The organism is Pseudoalteromonas sp., from assembly GCF_036960685.1.
Classification (GTDB): domain Bacteria; phylum Pseudomonadota; class Gammaproteobacteria; order Enterobacterales; family Alteromonadaceae; genus Pseudoalteromonas.
Genome location: NZ_JBALXK010000024.1, coordinates 26,313 through 43,457 on the forward strand (window position 1 = coordinate 26,313; position 17,145 = coordinate 43,457).

Consider the following 17,145-nt stretch of genomic DNA (forward strand, 5'->3'; position numbering starts at 1 on the left):
TTTCAGAGTGTCTTTTCTTGAGCCCTGTAATGCGTATAAACGCTAGTAGTTTAAATGACAGTAACCTGTATAAGCGAAATTATCCATGAGCGAAAATAGTCACATTAAAGTCATCGTTGGCATGTCCGGCGGTGTTGATTCTTCTGTATCAGCTTATTTATTAAAACAACAAGGCTATCAAGTTGAAGGCTTGTTTATGAAGAACTGGGAAGAAGACGATAATGATGAATATTGTGCTGCGGCTGATGATTTAAAAGATGCCCAAGCCGTCTGTGACAAGTTGGGTATTGAATTACATACTGTAAACTTTGCCGCAGAATATTGGGATAACGTATTTGAGTATTTCCTTGCTGAATATAAAGCAGGCCGTACACCAAATCCTGACATCATGTGTAATAAAGAAATTAAATTCAAAGCTTTTTTAGAATTTGCAGCAACCGCCTTGGGTGCTGACTTTATTGCCACGGGCCATTATGTACGCCGTGAATTACGCGATAATAAATACGTTATGTGTCGTGGCCTTGATGATAATAAAGATCAAAGCTACTTCTTGTACACATTAAGCCATGAACATATTGCACAAACACTTTTCCCGGTTGGTGATATAGCCAAACCTGAAGTGCGCCGTATCGCTGAAGAGCAAGATTTAATTACTCACGATAAAAAAGACAGCACCGGTATTTGCTTTATCGGCGAGCGTAAATTTAAAGACTTTTTACAAAAGTTCTTACCTGCACAACCAGGTGTTATCGAAGACACCGATGGCAATAATGTTGGTGAACATGAAGGCTTGATGTATCACACATTAGGACAACGTAAAGGTTTACTCATTGGCGGTATGAAAGAAGGCTCTGGCGAACCGTGGTACGTAGTTGATAAAGATCTAGAGCGCAATGTATTGGTTGTTGGCCAAGGTAAAGATCACGCACGCCTATATAGCAATGGCTTAAATGCCAACCAATTACACTGGGTTGACCGAGTTGGGCCAAAAGGCACTACGCGCTGTACAGTAAAAACGCGTTATCGCCAAGAAGACATCAACTGTACTCTACTGGTTGGTGATGATGGTTTAGCAAGAGTGTTATTCGATGAACCGCAAAAAGCCGTCACGCCAGGTCAATCAGCAGTATTTTATGCCAATGAAGTGTGTTTAGGCGGTGGTATCATTGATTCGGTGATCAAATAATGAATGAAAACCAAGTCATGGCACTGGCTGCCATGTGCCAAGTTGCAAAACAAGTACAAAAAATTGCACAGTACGGCAGTAGTAACGATTACGAGTTAGAAAAACTATTAAACAGCATTGTAGAAACATCGCCAAATTCCCCCAGCGATGTTTACCAAGGCACTGAAAACCTAAGAGATGGCTATAAAAGCTTACTTAATCAACTCAGTGCTGGTGAAAAGAAAGATGTAGAAATCGTCAAATATGTTGGCGGTTTAATGCAGCTTGAACGCGCATTAAGCGCCAAAGCAAGTAGCTTAGCAGAGCTTGGTAAAGGCATTGAAGATGTTAAACGACGCCTTGATCATTTTGCTATTACCGATGACACGGTGATAGCTGCTCTTGCCGATATTTATTCAAAGGTGCTTAGCCCCCTTGGGCACCGAATTCAGGTTTATGGCAAACCTGATTTATTAAAACAGCAATTAGTACAACACAAAATACGTGCATTATTATTAGCAGGTATTCGCAGTGCAGTATTATGGCGACAAATGGGCGGCAAACGCCGTCACTTTTTCTTTGCAAAAAGAAAAATTATCGCCATTGCTAAAAACCATATTTAATTATCGTTCAAAACTAAAATTTAGGAGTTATTATGGAGCTTTCAGCGTTAACAGCTATCTCTCCGGTGGATGGTCGCTACGGCAGCAAAACCACTGAACTACGCAGTATTTTCAGCGAATTTGGCTTGATCAAATACCGTGTAACAGTCGAAGTTCGTTGGTTACAAGCCCTTGCATCAGCGGATGCTATCCAAGAAGTACCGGCATTTAGCGACGAAGCCAATGCTTTACTTAACGCGATTGTTGATAACTTCAGCGAAGCCGATGCGCAACGTGTAAAAGATATCGAACGTACTACAAACCACGATGTAAAAGCGGTTGAATACTTACTAAAAGAAAAAGTAGCAGATAACGCAGAGCTACATGCAATCAATGAATTTATTCACTTTGCTTGTACATCAGAAGACATCAATAACCTGTCTCACGGTTTAATGCTCACTGAAGCACGTAATGAAGTTTTACTTCCTTACTGTGACCAATTACTTAATGCAATTAAAGAAAAAGCCATTGAGTACAAAGCAGTACCTATGATGACGCGTACTCACGGGCAACCAGCAACGCCTTCAACAATGGGTAAAGAATTTGCAAACGTGTATATGCGCTTAAAGCGTCAACGTGACCAAATTGCACAAGTTGAAATGCTAGGTAAAATTAATGGCGCCGTTGGTAACTACAACGCTCACCTAAGCGCATACCCTGATTACGATTGGCACAACCATGCTGAGCAATTTGTAACCAGCCTGGGTTTAACATTCAACCCGTTTACTACGCAAATTGAACCGCATGACTACATTGCCGAATTATTTGACGCAATTGCTCGTTTTAACACGATTTTATTAGATTTCGACCGTGACGCATGGGGCTATATCGCCCTCAATCACTTTAAGCAAAAAACCATTGCTGGTGAAATTGGCTCATCAACTATGCCACATAAAGTTAACCCGATTGATTTTGAAAACTCAGAAGGTAACTTAGGCTTAGCAAATGCTATTTTCTCGCACCTTGCACAGAAACTGCCTGTTTCTCGCTGGCAACGTGACCTTACTGACTCTACCGTGCTTCGTAACTTAGGTGTTGGTATGGGCTATGCGTTAATTGCATACCAATCAACGCTTAAAGGCGTGAGCAAGTTAGAAGTTAACGAGCAACGTTTACTTGAAGAGCTTGACCAAAACTGGGAATTGCTCGCAGAGCCAATCCAGACCGTAATGCGTAAATACGGCATCGAAAAACCGTATGAAAAGCTTAAAGATTTAACTCGTGGTAAACGCGTAAATCAAGAAATTATGGCTGACTTTATTGATGGTCTAGAGTTACCAGAAGAAGCAAAAGTTGAAATGAAAAAACTAACGCCAGCTAACTACATTGGCCGCGCTGTCGAGTTTATCGACAACTTAGTTTAAGCTCTTAGCTAAAATGTTTATAAAGCGAAAGGTAGCCCTTTCGCTTTTTTTATCCCTAATGGTTTATAAGTGGTGATCATCATGTATCAATTAACGATTAATAACCTAAGCGAACAAGAATTTCTATCTGGATATTGGCAAAAAAAACCGCTATTGATCAAACAAGGTTTTGCAGACTTTGTCGACCCGCTTGATGCAAATGAGCTTGCAGGGCTTGCCATGGAAGAGAGTATTGAGTCGCGTATCATTACCAACCAAGATAATGATTGGCAAGCGCACCATGGCCCATTTGAAGATTTTGAATTACTCAAAGAGCAGCACTCTACCCTACTTGTGCAGGCTGTGGATCATTGGCATCCAGCTGCTGCCCAGCTGCTCGAACCCTTTCGATTTATTCCTAATTGGCGTATCGACGATTTAATGATCAGCTTTTCAACGCCAGGTGGTGGTGTAGGCCCACATTTAGATCAATACGACGTATTTATTATTCAAGGTGAAGGCAAGCGTCACTGGCGTGTCGGTATGCCTGATAGCAACTTAAAGCAATTTGCTCAAAATAAAAGCCTATTACAAGTCGAGCAATTCCCCGCTGTTATCGACTGCATACTTGAACCGGGCGACATTTTATATATTCCACCGGGCTGTCCACACGAAGGTTACGCTGTTGAAAATGCGCTGAATTACTCAATTGGTTTTCGTGCACCAAATCAGCGTGATTTACTGTCAAACTTTGCTGATCATATTATTGATAAAGAAGCCGGTAATAGTCGTTACCAAGATCCAGAAATTATACTTCGTGGCTCTAAAGGCGAGATCCACACCAGTGAAGCCGAAAACATTAAGTTATTAATGCAAGCGATGTTAAATGACGATGCATTATTTAAAACCTGGTTAGGTACTACTCTCAGCCAACCTAAGCATGAAATGGATTTAATGCCACCAGAAGATTTATTTGACAGCGAACAAGTGGCCGAATTATTAACGGATGATGAGATTATTTTTGAGCGTTTAGGTGGTACTCGAGCGCTATATCAAGTTTTTGAAAACGAAATACTTCTAAGCATTAATGGCGAGAATTATACCCTCCCAGAGAGTGATTTAAACGCGGTTAAATTACTGACAGATCACACCACGGTGACAGCAGAGCAACTTAATAGTTCAAAAAATAGTTTATTATTTGTACAAACCTTTACTACACTTCTAAATGAGGGGATTTGGTTTTGCTAGGAGTGTGTTTTTATGGGCTATCATATCAACAAAGTAGAATGGGAGTTAGGTAAGGAGTTACTGCAACAGATCAGAGAGCGGGTATTTGTATGTGAACTGCATATACCCAAACATATCGAGTTTGATAATCTTGATCGGTATGCTCATCATATTCTCGTAACTGACGATAGCCAAGTGGCTATCGCTACTGGCAGGCTATGTAGTGACGGCTTAATTGGCCGCATTGCGGTGCTGCCAGAGCATCGTAATCGCTCTGTATATCGCTCACTTCTGACATATATTGTTGACCTGGCACAGCAGCAAGGCTGTGATTGCGTCAGCATTAATTGTATTTTAAATGAGGTCGAGCGATTTAAACGCAATGGTTTTGAACAACAAGGCCATGTGTTTATGGAAGCAGGTATTCCGCGACTGCGTATGCAATGCCCGATAAATAGATTTAATACAAAACCGTTCACGCTGGTTCATTAAATTAATATAAAAAAGCGAACTTATTAAGCTGAAGAACCAGATAATACGTTCGCTTTTGTACTTATTAACTTAAGTTGAGCTACTATAGCTGAGCTAATGTTATTTAGGTTCGTTTAGCCACAACTCTTCTTTTTCATACATTTCATAAAGACCATGAGCACGATTAATTAAAAGATTTGCAAAATCAACTTGAGTTTTATCACGCGCGCCGCCGCTTTGAATGATTTGATCTGCCTTTAACTGCCATTGCAAAGAAAAATAACGCAATGCATCACGGGCATTTTCCGCAACCGATGCTAATGCATGATCCGTTGGCAAGCGACCTGTTATAACCCAGTAGCTTTTTCCGTCTTGGCCTTTAAACTTCCAAAGTGCACACAGTGGGGCAATAAATCGACTTTCTTTTTCTATCAAGCTTTTTGGCATTACGCCCTTTTCAGCTAAATGCTTTTGCGCATTTTGAAAACACTCACGCTGCCACATTAAACTTTGTTGTTCAGCTTGTGCTTGCTCTTCTGGTGTTAGCGGTTTAGCTTGTTTTGATTCCACTTGTTCTTGTTCCATTACAATAGTTACTCTTTTACAACATTTTTTACACTTTAAGGGCATATAATTTATGGTGCAAGTAATAAAGGACGAAACTTTCTCGTTGCCCATGTGTTTGTTTGCAATTCAGCCAATACAATCACAATAACCACGATAATTTTACCGATAGTTAGTTCTTGCCGTTAAACGGTTAAATAAACCTGGGAAAAAACGCTTTATCGTGGGTGCCCAGCCACTTAGCCCCTCACCGATTACAACTTCATCTTTTCCTTTGCCAATCGCACTAATCATTTGCTTAACGGCAAGCGTGACATCCATGCCATTTTCAATAGAGTGCTCAGCTTGATTTTGCGCAACACCATGCTCATTTAACGAGTTATGGGCAATGGCTGTTTTAATAGAACCTGGGCATACTGTTAAACAATGAATGTTTTTATCTGCCACTTCTGCGCGCAGGCAATCCATAAAACCAACGACGGCGTATTTAGAGCCTGAATAACCCGTTCTAAACTTAGAACCAACCTTCCCCGCTACACTGCTAATTGATACTACCGTGCCCCCGCCTTGTGCCACCATTGAGGGCAACACTGCTTTGGTAAGCGCCACTAAACCAAAGTAGTTTACTTCCATTAACTGGCGATACACTGAAAAATCATTTTCCAAAAATAAACTACGTTGCGACACACCGCCGTTATTGATCAGAATATCAACCTTACCAATGTCGTTGATGTGCTGAGTGACGTATTCAAGTACCTGCTCTGGTTGTGCTAAATCAAGAGGGATCACTTTATGTTGGCCACCGTTTAGCTCACTACACAACTGCTCAAGCTTAGCAACATTACGCGCTGACAAAATAACGCGAGCGCCCAACTGCGCAAATTGAATTGCTAACTCTTTGCCAATACCTGAGGATGCACCGGTGATCCACACTGTTTTATTATTAAAATTCATTATTTACCTTTATTGATATCGGTTGTTTAAGGTTTAGTTGGCCCGGCAATTTCAGTCACTTCATGTTCGAGTGTTTTATACAAACCCAACATAAAAAGTAGTTCAGCAAGGACAAACAAAGGACCAATAACAAGGCCCACGATATCATCAACAAAGGCTGGCTTTTTTCCTTCATAATAATGACCGATAAACTGTAATACCCAACCAAGTACAAAAAGTCCCACACTTATCAGCAACCAATGACTAAAAGCAAGGTGCGCTATGGGGGCTGCAGCAATCGACAATAATACTAATAACATGGCCATAATTAATCCCAATGACACACTGAGCATTAAGTAATAAACCACCGACGCGAACACCACAAGCTGTGCACCATTTATAACAAACTCTCCAAGTGGAATATGAATACGTGCAAGTAAACAAATGACCGCAAATACAATCAAAGGTATACCAAAAAAGTGCGTTAAAACATTTCGTTTTGAGCGGTGATATAAACCATACTTACCAAGTTGTTGTTGTAACGTTTTCATCGCATATCCTAGTTTTATTATGTAATAAAATTACTTTAGCAAATAACTATAAAGTAACAATGTCTGCTATCCGACATTTAAATAAACACTATACGAATGCACTTATAATTTTACCTTTGTCGTGATCAGGTGATTTAGGTTGTAGCTCTCGGCCTTTTTGATACTCTTGTTCAAGCATCTTTTGTAAATCTTCCATTTGCTCAGCCAGCGCGCTTGTATCACCGTCGTGATCTTGTATTTTTTTCGCCAGCTCTTCTATCGCCGCCTTAAGTTCAGCTATCTTTTCTTTATCGACACCTAATCGTTGATAAATAAGCGCTTCATTTGCCTGTTCAAGAAAACTTTTTTCATAGCTTGGGTTTTTAAGAGATGTTGTTGTATCAACTTGGCTAGTATTTGCCATATCCGGCAATTCAGTTGCCGCTTTAGGAGGTATAACTGTTTGTGTTTGATCAGGCGCACGATATGGCTGCGTACGGTACTGGTTATGAAAAGTAAGTAAGCTCATTGCCTCAATTCCATTGAAAAGATGGGTCACCCCCATGCTAAGCAATTATGAAGCCAGTTAGGTACAAACGGATAAGGAATTTACTGCGTTAATGCCGTAAGCTTTGCGTTATCAATAATTTCGATGCGTTGATAATGTAAAGATACGATATTTTTTTCGCTCAGCACTTGGAGGATTTGATTAATCGTTTGCCGAGTTAAGTAAGTCATATCTGCAAGTTGCTGCTGCGATATCATTACCACCGCGCTATTATTACTCGCCAGTGAAGCTACGCTTAGCATTAGCAGCCGTTTACAGACTTTTTGCTGTGCAGTTAATAGCGCATGATCTTCTAGTGATGTAAACAATAAACGCATTTTGTGCGATAACAGTACACCAAAGTCATGCCAATACACGGGTTTAAGGGCCAGTAATTGCAACAGTGTGCGATGCGGTACATGCAGTAATCGGCTAGGTATTTGTGCATGTACATCATGAGTGCGCAGGCCACCATCAAATAATGCCACTTCGCCAAACCAAATAGCAGAGTCAATGAAACTCAAAACCGCCTCTTTGCCATCGCTATTTGCGCCACTGACTCGCATTAGCCCATTAAGTACAGCGTATAAACCAGAGTTTTCATCACCACGTAAAAATAACGCCTCACCAGCGTCGAGTTTAATTACTTTTGCATGTTGCAATAACGACTGCTGAAATTCGTCAGCGCGGCTACTAAACCAGTTTCCTTGGTTAATTATCGCACGGTCCTGTTCATTCATATCGCTTTACTCTACAGTAGTTTAATACTCCAATAATAAAAGGGATTGCTATGTTAAACAAAGTTATTTACAGCAGTTTATTACTAAACGGCATCTTGATAAGCACGTTATCTTCCTCTAGTTTTGCAGCCGCTCCTGAGCAGCAGCTCAACAATAATCTTAAAAAAGCCAACCACAGTGTCAGTGAAAAAGTGATCACGTGGCGACGTCATCTGCACCAGTACCCTGAGCTGAGTAATCGCGAATTTGAAACCGCTAAATACATTACTAAACATTTAAAAGCACTGGGTCTCGAAGTTCAAACTGGGGTAGCTCATACTGGCGTGGTTGCTAAACTCAAAGGCGGTAAAAAAGGCCCTTTAGTGGCGCTGCGTGCCGATATGGACGCCCTCCCAGTTACTGAGCAAGTTGACTTACCATTTGCATCAACCCAGACCTCAACCTACCGTGGCAATGAAGTCGGTGTTATGCATGCCTGTGGTCACGATAATCATGTTGCTATTTTGATGGCTGTGGCTGAGTCTTTAGCTAAAGTTCAAGATGACTTAGCCGGTGATGTCCTGTTCGTATTCCAGCCAGCGGAAGAAGGTGCGCCAGACGGTGAGGAAGGCGGTGCTGAACTGATGCTCAAAGAAGGTTTATTCAAAGAAAAACCCGTAGCCGTATTTGGTTTACATGTAACCAGCTCATTAAATACAGGCCAAATTGGCTTTCGTGAAGGCCCACTTATGGCCAGTGAAGATTCTTTCACTATCAATGTTCAAGGTCGCCAAACCCATGGTTCAAGGCCTTGGAATGGTGTTGATCCTATCGTTGCAGCTTCGCAAATTATTATGGCCACGCAAACCATTTCATCTCGTCAAGTTGATGTTACCAAAGCGCCCTCTGTTATCTCCTTTGGGGCTATTAATGGCGGCGTCCGCTCAAATATCATTCCTGATAGTGTTGAGTTAATTGGCACTATTCGCACCTTTGACCAAACAATGCGTGCAGATATTAAAACACGGTTAGCGAAAACCGCCGAACTAGTAGCAGAATCTGCCGGCGCTAAAGCCGATGTACATATCGATCACGGCTACCCGGTTACTGTGAATGATGTAAAACTCACCAAAAAAATGACGCCAACACTCGCTAAAGTGGCTGGGGCTGAGAATATCATTACCACTGATTTGATCACCGGCGCTGAAGACTTCAGCTATTACGCATTAGAAACTCCGGGCTTGTTTTTCTTTTTAGGTGTTACACCCCAAGGCCAAGATGCAAAAACTGCGGCAAGTAATCACTCGCCACAGTTTTTCGCCGACGAGAAAGCATTGCAGCTAGGGGTTGATTCAATGACTCAATTGGTTGTGGATTTTTTTGCGAATGAAAAATAATTTTTAATAAAAATATACCCACATAATGTGGGTATATTGACTAACATTTATCGAGCTAAGGCTTAGCGCGCAGTGAGTAACTGCGATAAGTAATCTGGTTTTCCTTCAATACGCTCAAGATGAGGATATTTAAGGCCATCATGGTAATCTATCTGAATTTCACTGTACTGATCAAAGTTTTTCACCAGTAGCTTAATTGGCGCTGTTTTGCCTTTAGCATCAGTGACGGCATCTTTAAGTGCATCACCACTGAACTGCGTATTATTAACCGCAATAATTTGCATACTTGGCGCAAGACCCGCATTAAATGCAGGACTATCCCATAATACATCGCGCATTTTGCCCTCTTTATTTACTGAAAAGCCCAGAGAATAAAGTAGATCCGTCGCTTTATAGCGGGTTTCAATTGCTTTAATGCCATCAGAGGCTTTATCGTTATAAATCAATTGCCAACCTTGATCTGCAAGTGAGTTAGACAAATTAACATGGCCTTTTAAACGCGCATTAATAAACTCATCCCATTGGTACTTTTCAATCCCATTGAGAGTATTGATCACATCGTCAAATTTATAGGTCAGTACATTCCAATCACCGGGGTTTACACCAAAAAAGTCGTGAGCAAAATCATCTAATGAATGACCGTTGTTACTCAATTCACGTAATTTCGCATCAACAGCAAACCAAATTAACTCGCCCCCTGAGTAATAATCTTCACTCATTTGATAGCTGCGATAAGGCAAAGATGAGCGCTGAGCGATGGTTGGATCGTTAGTAGTATCTAAAATATTACGCCATGCCATACCAGGGCGACCTTGATCATAGGTTGCGCCCAAACGGGCTAACATGTCCATCGCATTATCTTGGCTCCAAAGTCCTGAACGAGCCGCAATAATTTGTCCCCAAAACTGAGTTTGTCCTTCATAAACCCAAAGGCCATTCGCTTCTTTTACCTGATTATAGGTCGGTGTCCATAAGGCTTCAGGACGACGATATTTACCATTCCAAGAATGATTAAATTCGTGCGCTAATAAATCGCGACCCACCCATGACTTATCCCAGTCGGTAAAGTAATTTTCTTTCGCGCTATTTTCACTTGAACGATGATGCTCCATGCCAATACCGCCTAACTTATCTGTAAGGGCAAGTAAAAAATCATAATGGTCAAAGTGGTGTGCACCATAAAGCGCATACATTTGTTGGATCAGTTCGCGGTGTGCTGTTAACCCTTCGTCACTGATCTGAAGATCTTTTTCTTTATCTGCAAAGATATTTAAGAACACTTTAGTATCAGCATTTGGGTTTAAATCAACACGTTTATAGTGGCTACCAGCAAACATAGGCGAGTCGACTAGGTTTTCAAAATCAATTCCCTCAAAGGTAACGGTATTGCCTTTTTGCGAAGACTTTTCAAGTGCAGTAGCAAATTGCCAGCCTTTCGGCAACGTTACACTTGGTTGAAATTTAATTTTACGACTGTAATGCCCTGCGGGATAAAGCGCCACTGTATCCCATTGTAAGTTGAGCATTTCTGGCGTCATCATAACGCGTCCTTGCTCTGAACTTTGTGGTGACAAAAATTGATATTCAACATGCAACTCACGTGCACCCTTAGGAACCTTAAAGTTAAAAGCGTATACGTTAGCAGGATCGCGTTGCCATGCGATCGCTTTACCTTCTGCTGAAATTTTCAATCCAGCCAACTGACTTATTGGTCCAACCGGTGAATGGTGCCCTGGTATCCACTGTGGATAAAGTAATGTCATATCACCAGAGTTTACTGGGATGGTTTCGTTTATTTGAAAAATACGATGAGCAAGATCGGTAGCATCAACTTTGATTTTAATTGTTCCGGGAAATGCTTTATCAACCGGGTTTTGAACGCCAGCCGAAGCTGGTAGAGCAAGGCCCATAAAAGAACTGAGGGCAGCAGCGATAACATAATTTTTCACTTACTTCTCCAATAAAGAAGCGCAAAGCACGCGCATTTAGACTTGTCCTGGTAATGTGAGTGCAAAACACTCGGAAACCTCCATTTGTTTCAGTAATTACTGAAATAACCATAACTTTATAACGCCATGCAACCCTAATAGCAATGATTTATAGGACCAATGACGATTAAAAGCGTTAAAACGATCACTGCCTATCATGACAATTAATCACATAGCGTTATATTAAGGTGCTATAAATTCAAAGTCAGTTACACTTATTTACAGTTATTTTTAATGGAATGAATATCAAAGTGACAGCTGACTATTTTCACTTTTTAAACATTATTGGGGTTGCTTTTTTCGCAATTTCAGGAACATTGCTTGGCCATGATAAAGACATTGGAGGATTCGGTGTTGTCGTCGTCGGTACGGTTACAGCCTTAGGCGGCGGCACACTACGTGATGTATTATTAAATCAGCCGGTGTTTTGGATTGCCCAACCTGATTACTTATACGCAACGTATGCTGCAATCTTTGTTGCTGTCATATTTATTCGCTATATGCCTGATGTATCGAACTATTATATGTTACTTGTTGATGCCATCGGCATGGCAATTTTTAATGTGGTTGGTATCGAAAAAGCACTAATCGAAGGCACGACCATGATAGTTGCAATTACCATGGGCATGACCACGGGTATATTCGGCGGTTTAATGCGCGACGTAATTTGCCGCGAAGTCCCGCTGGTGATGCGTGATGAACTCTATTCCACCGCTTGTTTTTGCGGTGGCCTTGCTTACGCTGCACTATTTTTATTAGGCGTTCCTTACCTATGGTGTATATTTGGCTCGTTATTTATTACCGTATTTTTACGACTCGGTGCCCTTCACTGGGGCTGGCAACCAAATATATTTAGAAAAAGAACTGTTAGAAAATAGAGCTTAAAAAGTAAGAGCAGCTAATAAATTATTAGCTGCTCTTGACTGAGGGGAAATTCAAAGTGAATTTACAGTGAGTTTAAAAACGCCAGAACGGCTGATTGGTCATTTGCGGATAAACTTTCATAAGCGATGCGTGATGATTGCGACTCGCCAGCATGCCATAAAATTGCTTCGTCTATCGTTCTAGCACGGCCATCATGAAGATAACTTGGCTCTGCGGTACAAAACTCATTACCTTGCCCGCCGAGGATATTATCTACCCCACCGGTCACACAGGCAGATAAACCAATGCCCCAAAGCGGCGCTGTTCTCCATTCAGCACCTGTAGCCAAGCCTTCGCCTAAGTTATCGGCAAGGCCAGGACCCATATCATGCAATAATAAATCCGTATATGGATGAATTGTTTGTGAACGTAATTCAGCAAACGGATGGTGCTCACTGGTTTCAAATGTACCAGTATGGCAGCCTGCACAACCAATCGATGAAAATAGTGTTTTACCTAATTGCACTTGCGGATCGTCAAGGCTACGTTGTGCTCTCACCCCCAGTAATGATATATATTTACTTAGCTCATCTAAGTGTGCATCTGAAACTTCACTCCCCGCATTACCGCATACAGCTTGTGAGCTGCCACAATCCGGATCAGGAAACACTGAGTTGGTCACACCCATATCGGTATTAAACGCTCCAGCTACTTGGTGTTTAATTGATGCTGCAGCCGCTTTATAACCAAAGCGCCCTAAACGTGTTTGACCCGTGCTAGGATCGATAATACGCTGTGCCTTACCTGAAATCCCATCGCCGTTATTGTCATTTTCATCCGCCAAAGCTAATATCGCACTCTCTGGGATCGCCTCAAGTAAGCCTAAACCGACAAGCTGTGGTGCAATACGCGCTGAATAACGTGCTGGTGTGGTTTTACTAAATTGGTAATTAGGTGAACGTAAACCGTTATTTTCTGTCCACGACGCAATCGTTACATCCCCTTCGCCTTGTGTTGCATCGTTAATCCCTACGTTTTTAGGTTGTAATACATTACCTAATAATGGATGTGAGTTGCCATTAATATCGGCCACTTTAAACACCCACTTAGCTAGAGAGCCACCAACTTCAGGCGGTGCAGCACGACCATTACGGACGTGACAACCTGCACAGCTATCATTAATATAATGCGGTCCAGATTTACCTACAACGGCATTAAACACCCCATTTTCACCATTTCGCTCATCGTGTTCACCATTGACAAAACTACTGTGATGTAAGCGTCGTCCTTGCACAAATGCTTGGCCATTTAAGCTCGATAAATTAGTTGCCATTTGCATAAAATGATTGTCCGGCTCATTAGTATAGTTATATGGCAATGTGGTTTCACCGCCTAACCAGCCTTGCTCTGCAATAGGGTATGAGTCTTCACGTTGTGATGAAGGATCGTTAAAGTCACCGACTGTTTTCCAAGGCACCAATCCTTCACCGACAATATATAAGTAAGTGGTACCATAATAGTTTTCACGACCCTCTGGTGGCGCATCCAGAAATTGGCTAACCTCAAACTCCATGCGTTGACCAACTTCAAGTGGTAAAGACCCACCAGCAGGTTCCCAATTTAGCGGACGATAATCATCAATTACGACACGGTAACGGTATTGATCGCCTGAATCACTGATCTTATTAAAGTTTGCATCATAACTACCATTATCAAGCTCAACCACTGCACCACCGCCAAAATAATTTCCATGGTACTCAGCGACAGTCCCTAAACCACGATACCAAGCTCTAAATTCACGCGCGCCTAGTTTCCACTCGGTAATAAAGGTCACTTCAATACGAGAACCACCTTTAGCAACAAAGTCGACAATTTCAAATTGCGCGGTGCGATGTTCCCAGTAATGAGATAAGTAATGATCATAAATTTGAAATTGGTCTTCCTTAGCATGACGGTCACGGCCACGATCGGCAAACCGCGTGATTAACGCATCGCCTCTATCAAAACTTATCTCTTGCTCTAACTGCGTAGCTGTATTGTATAAAGGAATAATATTTCCTAAGTTAATCTCACAACCTTGGCTATTTACTTGGCTACCTAGGGGTGTGTTTGGACATTGGTCTTGGCTGTCACTCACACCATCATTATCGCTGTCGCTCTCTGTTTGATTTGCAAGGTTAAACTCTAACCAATTGATATTAAATTCACCGCCGGTCATTTCAATCCGAATAGTGTGTACACCTTCATCCAAAGTAACTGAGGCAATTGTTTGACTAATAAATGTTTGCCAACCACCAGTTGTAGGCACAGCATCAGTGGCAACAGTGTTACCATCAATTAATACTGTGTAAGTGCCGTTACCGATTTCAGAGGCTACACGGGTAATTAAGTTATACGTTCCTGCACCTAGGTTCGCTTGATATTCAAGCCATTCACCCGCTGAGGTCCATCCGACATTATAACCGCCGCCAGTATCGCTGGTGGTTTCAATATCAACATCATCGTTTCGATATTCGCCGCCAGTATTGCCTGTGTCATTATCAAAATAGTTACTGTAATCTTCAGCTTCGAGACGAAGTTGCTCGGTCACTAACACGCTACAGCCTTGTGTATTAACAACATCACCTACCGGCGTATTTAAACATTGATCAATGTTGTCATTCACACCATCGCTATCGCCATCACTTTGATTATCGTTGCCTGAAGATGATGAATCTGAAAGTGTATATGTTTGCGCTACCGTATCTGTGACCAGTCCATCGGCTTGTAAGTAAGTAAACCAAAAACTAACTATATCGCCTGTAACTAAACCTGTTAGCGTAAGTTCATTGCGACCATTGATAACTTGCATGCGCACATTTTGTTGACCACCACCATTAACGGTGTAATGCACATCTGCCCAGCCGGTTGTGTTCACATAAAATGTTAGGCTATCTTGTGCTGCTTGCTCTAGACCCTCAGGTAAAATAACCACTGGACAACCATTCGCATCCACTTCTGTATTTGCTTGCGTATTTGGGCATTGGTCCTGGCTGTCGATAACACCGTCTTGATCATTATCACTGGGGGCATTGCCTCCGCCGCTCCAGGTAATATCATCAATCGCCATTTGGAAGCTATAATTTGGCTCCTCAGTTGCTACTGAGACAATATTAAAATGATTTTTTATCGACTGTAATGCCACTGAACTACCAGCTAAATCAGTAATAGGAATACTCACTTCACTCCACTGACCATCACGCACTAGGCCATACTGATTATTATTAGCTGCAAAGGTTATCCAATTTTCATTGGTGTAAGTATCAGCTATGCCAATTTTAAAACTCACATCAGCCGGAATTTTAATATTGAAATTTAAGTAACCATCTCTGAAATTACTCATATCACGTGCTTGGCGGCTTTGAATACCCGCGCCAAACCACTGATCAGGGCTATATTGCCAAGCAATAACTTCGCTGCCCTCATAAGCTGCTGTATTACCTTGAGACAATGAATTTTGGTTCCAAATATAAATATCAGCATTGGTACCTGGCACTAACTCGTTATCGCTCGGCCCTTCACTGAAAACAGCAAAAGTACCCGTTTCTGGCTGAGTTAAATTGCCATTAAATACTTCACCTTGGCCATCCAGTTCATAAACTCGCACATAGTCCACCACCATTTTCCCTGGCAGTGGCGCGCTCACCTGTTCATTGCTCAACGCATCGGTAAATAAACCACCTACGGCAAGGTTCATTAACAAATAAAATGGGGCATTAAACTCACTGGATTCAGCGGATATTTGAAATGGGTTATCGTACATATCGTATTCAACACCATTGTCTTCTACGGTGAAACGAATTTCATCTTCAGTCCAATAGGTACGGTAGGTAACAAATCGGTTTGTAAGGGGGATTGCTGATACGTGAGCGTTATCTGTTTGATACGCCACACTTGCAGCACATGTTGGGTTACCAGTGCTACAGGCTGCATCCGCATAAAAAATTAAATTTGATCCTGTATAATTATTACTCGGCGCACCAGGGAAACCAGCGTCACTTCGCCCTGCTTGAGATTGACCCATTTCCATCATGTCAATCTCGCCTTTAGCAGGCCAATCAGCAGTGCTCGTACCTAGCATCCAAAGTGCCGGCCAAAGGCCGGTATCTACATCAGACACTTTCATTCTAATTTCTATCATGCCGTATTGCACAGCTAATTTATTTTTACTTTGTAATTTACCAGAGGTAAATGCTTTACCGCCAAACGCTTCATTTCGAGCTTCAAAAACAAGCCCCTTATTACCTGCCTCTCCAGCAATATCACTAATGTAGACGTTATTCTCGCTATACCATTGTAGCTCTTGGTTACCCCAGCCACATAAGCCTTGATCACAACCATCACCCACATCGATATTCCAAACGTCGGTATTTAAATTATTAAAGTTATCTTCCCAAAGTAAATTTCCCACGGCGGCATTACTTTGCCCAGGCGCGCAAATGATCAGGCTTGCAAACCCAATATTTGCAAGCCTTCTGTTAAACTTGCTATTCGTTTTCACTGTGTGTCTCCAAATGTGATTTAAAAACTTTTTTAGCGGTTAGCCAATAAAGAACGAGTCCTTTTTATTCATCTCACAAACAACAGAAATGAAAGCGCTTACATTTAGATCCATAGCAATTGTGAACAATTGAAATGTAGCGCTTTTCAAACACACGCACTGAGTAAACCATCCTTTTTAAATAGTTTTAGCGTG

General features: G+C 41.7%; 14 protein-coding genes. 7 read left to right on the forward strand and 7 right to left on the reverse strand.

The genetic code is table 11. From position 1 onward, the window contains the following. Positions 1–85: 85 nt before the first annotated feature. The 5 genes from mnmA to V7783_RS17125 all read left to right on the forward strand — a co-directional run bounded on the left by mnmA (position 86) and on the right by V7783_RS17125 (position 4,889). Positions 86–1,186, forward strand: coding sequence for a tRNA 2-thiouridine(34) synthase MnmA (gene mnmA / locus V7783_RS17105; RefSeq protein ID WP_335679746.1), 1,101 nt, complete (start codon positions 86–88; stop codon positions 1,184–1,186). Continuing rightward, positions 1,186–1,788 (forward strand): high frequency lysogenization protein HflD, encoded by a 603-nt coding sequence (hflD, locus tag V7783_RS17110; RefSeq protein WP_335679747.1) that lies wholly within the window; start codon positions 1,186–1,188, stop codon positions 1,786–1,788. Before mnmA ends, hflD begins: the two co-directional genes overlap by 1 nt. Positions 1,789–1,820: 32 nt before the next feature. Beyond that, entirely contained in the window at positions 1,821–3,191 is a 1,371-nt protein-coding gene (purB, locus tag V7783_RS17115; protein WP_335679748.1) for an adenylosuccinate lyase, read from the forward strand. An 81-nt stretch (positions 3,192–3,272) separates the two neighbouring features. Further along, the gene (locus tag V7783_RS17120; protein ID WP_335679749.1) at positions 3,273–4,418 is read left to right on the forward strand and encodes a ribosomal protein uL16 3-hydroxylase; all 1,146 of its coding nucleotides are present in this window, start codon (positions 3,273–3,275) and stop codon (positions 4,416–4,418) included. Positions 4,419–4,430: 12 nt separating this feature from the next. Further along, positions 4,431–4,889 (forward strand): GNAT family N-acetyltransferase, encoded by a 459-nt coding sequence (locus tag V7783_RS17125; protein WP_335679750.1) that lies wholly within the window; start codon positions 4,431–4,433, stop codon positions 4,887–4,889. A gap of 99 nt (positions 4,890–4,988) precedes the next feature. On the opposite strand, the gene V7783_RS17130 is transcribed toward V7783_RS17125, so the two are convergent. From V7783_RS17130 to V7783_RS17150, 5 genes are all read right to left on the reverse strand, one after another. After that, positions 4,989–5,453 (reverse strand): DUF4826 family protein, encoded by a 465-nt coding sequence (locus V7783_RS17130; RefSeq protein ID WP_442961391.1) that lies wholly within the window; start codon positions 5,451–5,453, stop codon positions 4,989–4,991. A gap of 141 nt (positions 5,454–5,594) precedes the next feature. Next, a complete protein-coding gene (locus tag V7783_RS17135; protein ID WP_335679751.1) occupies positions 5,595–6,386 on the reverse strand; it encodes an SDR family oxidoreductase in 792 nt (263 codons plus the stop codon). 26 nt (positions 6,387–6,412) lie between these two features. Beyond that, the gene (locus V7783_RS17140; RefSeq protein ID WP_335679752.1) at positions 6,413–6,916 is read right to left on the reverse strand and encodes an Mpo1 family 2-hydroxy fatty acid dioxygenase; all 504 of its coding nucleotides are present in this window, start codon (positions 6,914–6,916) and stop codon (positions 6,413–6,415) included. Positions 6,917–7,004: 88 nt separating this feature from the next. Continuing rightward, the gene (locus tag V7783_RS17145) at positions 7,005–7,424 is read right to left on the reverse strand and encodes a hypothetical protein (protein ID WP_335679753.1); all 420 of its coding nucleotides are present in this window, start codon (positions 7,422–7,424) and stop codon (positions 7,005–7,007) included. A gap of 80 nt (positions 7,425–7,504) precedes the next feature. After that, entirely contained in the window at positions 7,505–8,182 is a 678-nt protein-coding gene (locus V7783_RS17150) for a Crp/Fnr family transcriptional regulator (RefSeq protein WP_335679754.1), read from the reverse strand. A gap of 50 nt (positions 8,183–8,232) precedes the next feature. Between V7783_RS17150 and V7783_RS17155 the strand changes: the two genes are divergently transcribed. Continuing rightward, entirely contained in the window at positions 8,233–9,558 is a 1,326-nt protein-coding gene (locus V7783_RS17155) for an amidohydrolase (RefSeq protein WP_335679755.1), read from the forward strand. A gap of 62 nt (positions 9,559–9,620) precedes the next feature. Here V7783_RS17155 and V7783_RS17160 read toward each other — a convergent pair whose 3' ends face one another. Beyond that, entirely contained in the window at positions 9,621–11,507 is a 1,887-nt protein-coding gene (locus V7783_RS17160) for a M61 family metallopeptidase (protein WP_335679756.1), read from the reverse strand. Positions 11,508–11,797: 290 nt separating this feature from the next. Between V7783_RS17160 and V7783_RS17165 the strand changes: the two genes are divergently transcribed. Continuing rightward, positions 11,798–12,424, forward strand: a complete 627-nt coding sequence (locus tag V7783_RS17165; RefSeq protein WP_335679757.1) for a trimeric intracellular cation channel family protein — start codon at positions 11,798–11,800, stop codon at positions 12,422–12,424. A gap of 68 nt (positions 12,425–12,492) precedes the next feature. Here the strand turns inward: V7783_RS17165 and V7783_RS17170 are convergent, their stop codons facing one another. Then, positions 12,493–16,950 (reverse strand): di-heme oxidoredictase family protein, encoded by a 4,458-nt coding sequence (locus tag V7783_RS17170; RefSeq protein ID WP_335679758.1) that lies wholly within the window; start codon positions 16,948–16,950, stop codon positions 12,493–12,495. Positions 16,951–17,145: the final 195 nt, after the last annotated feature.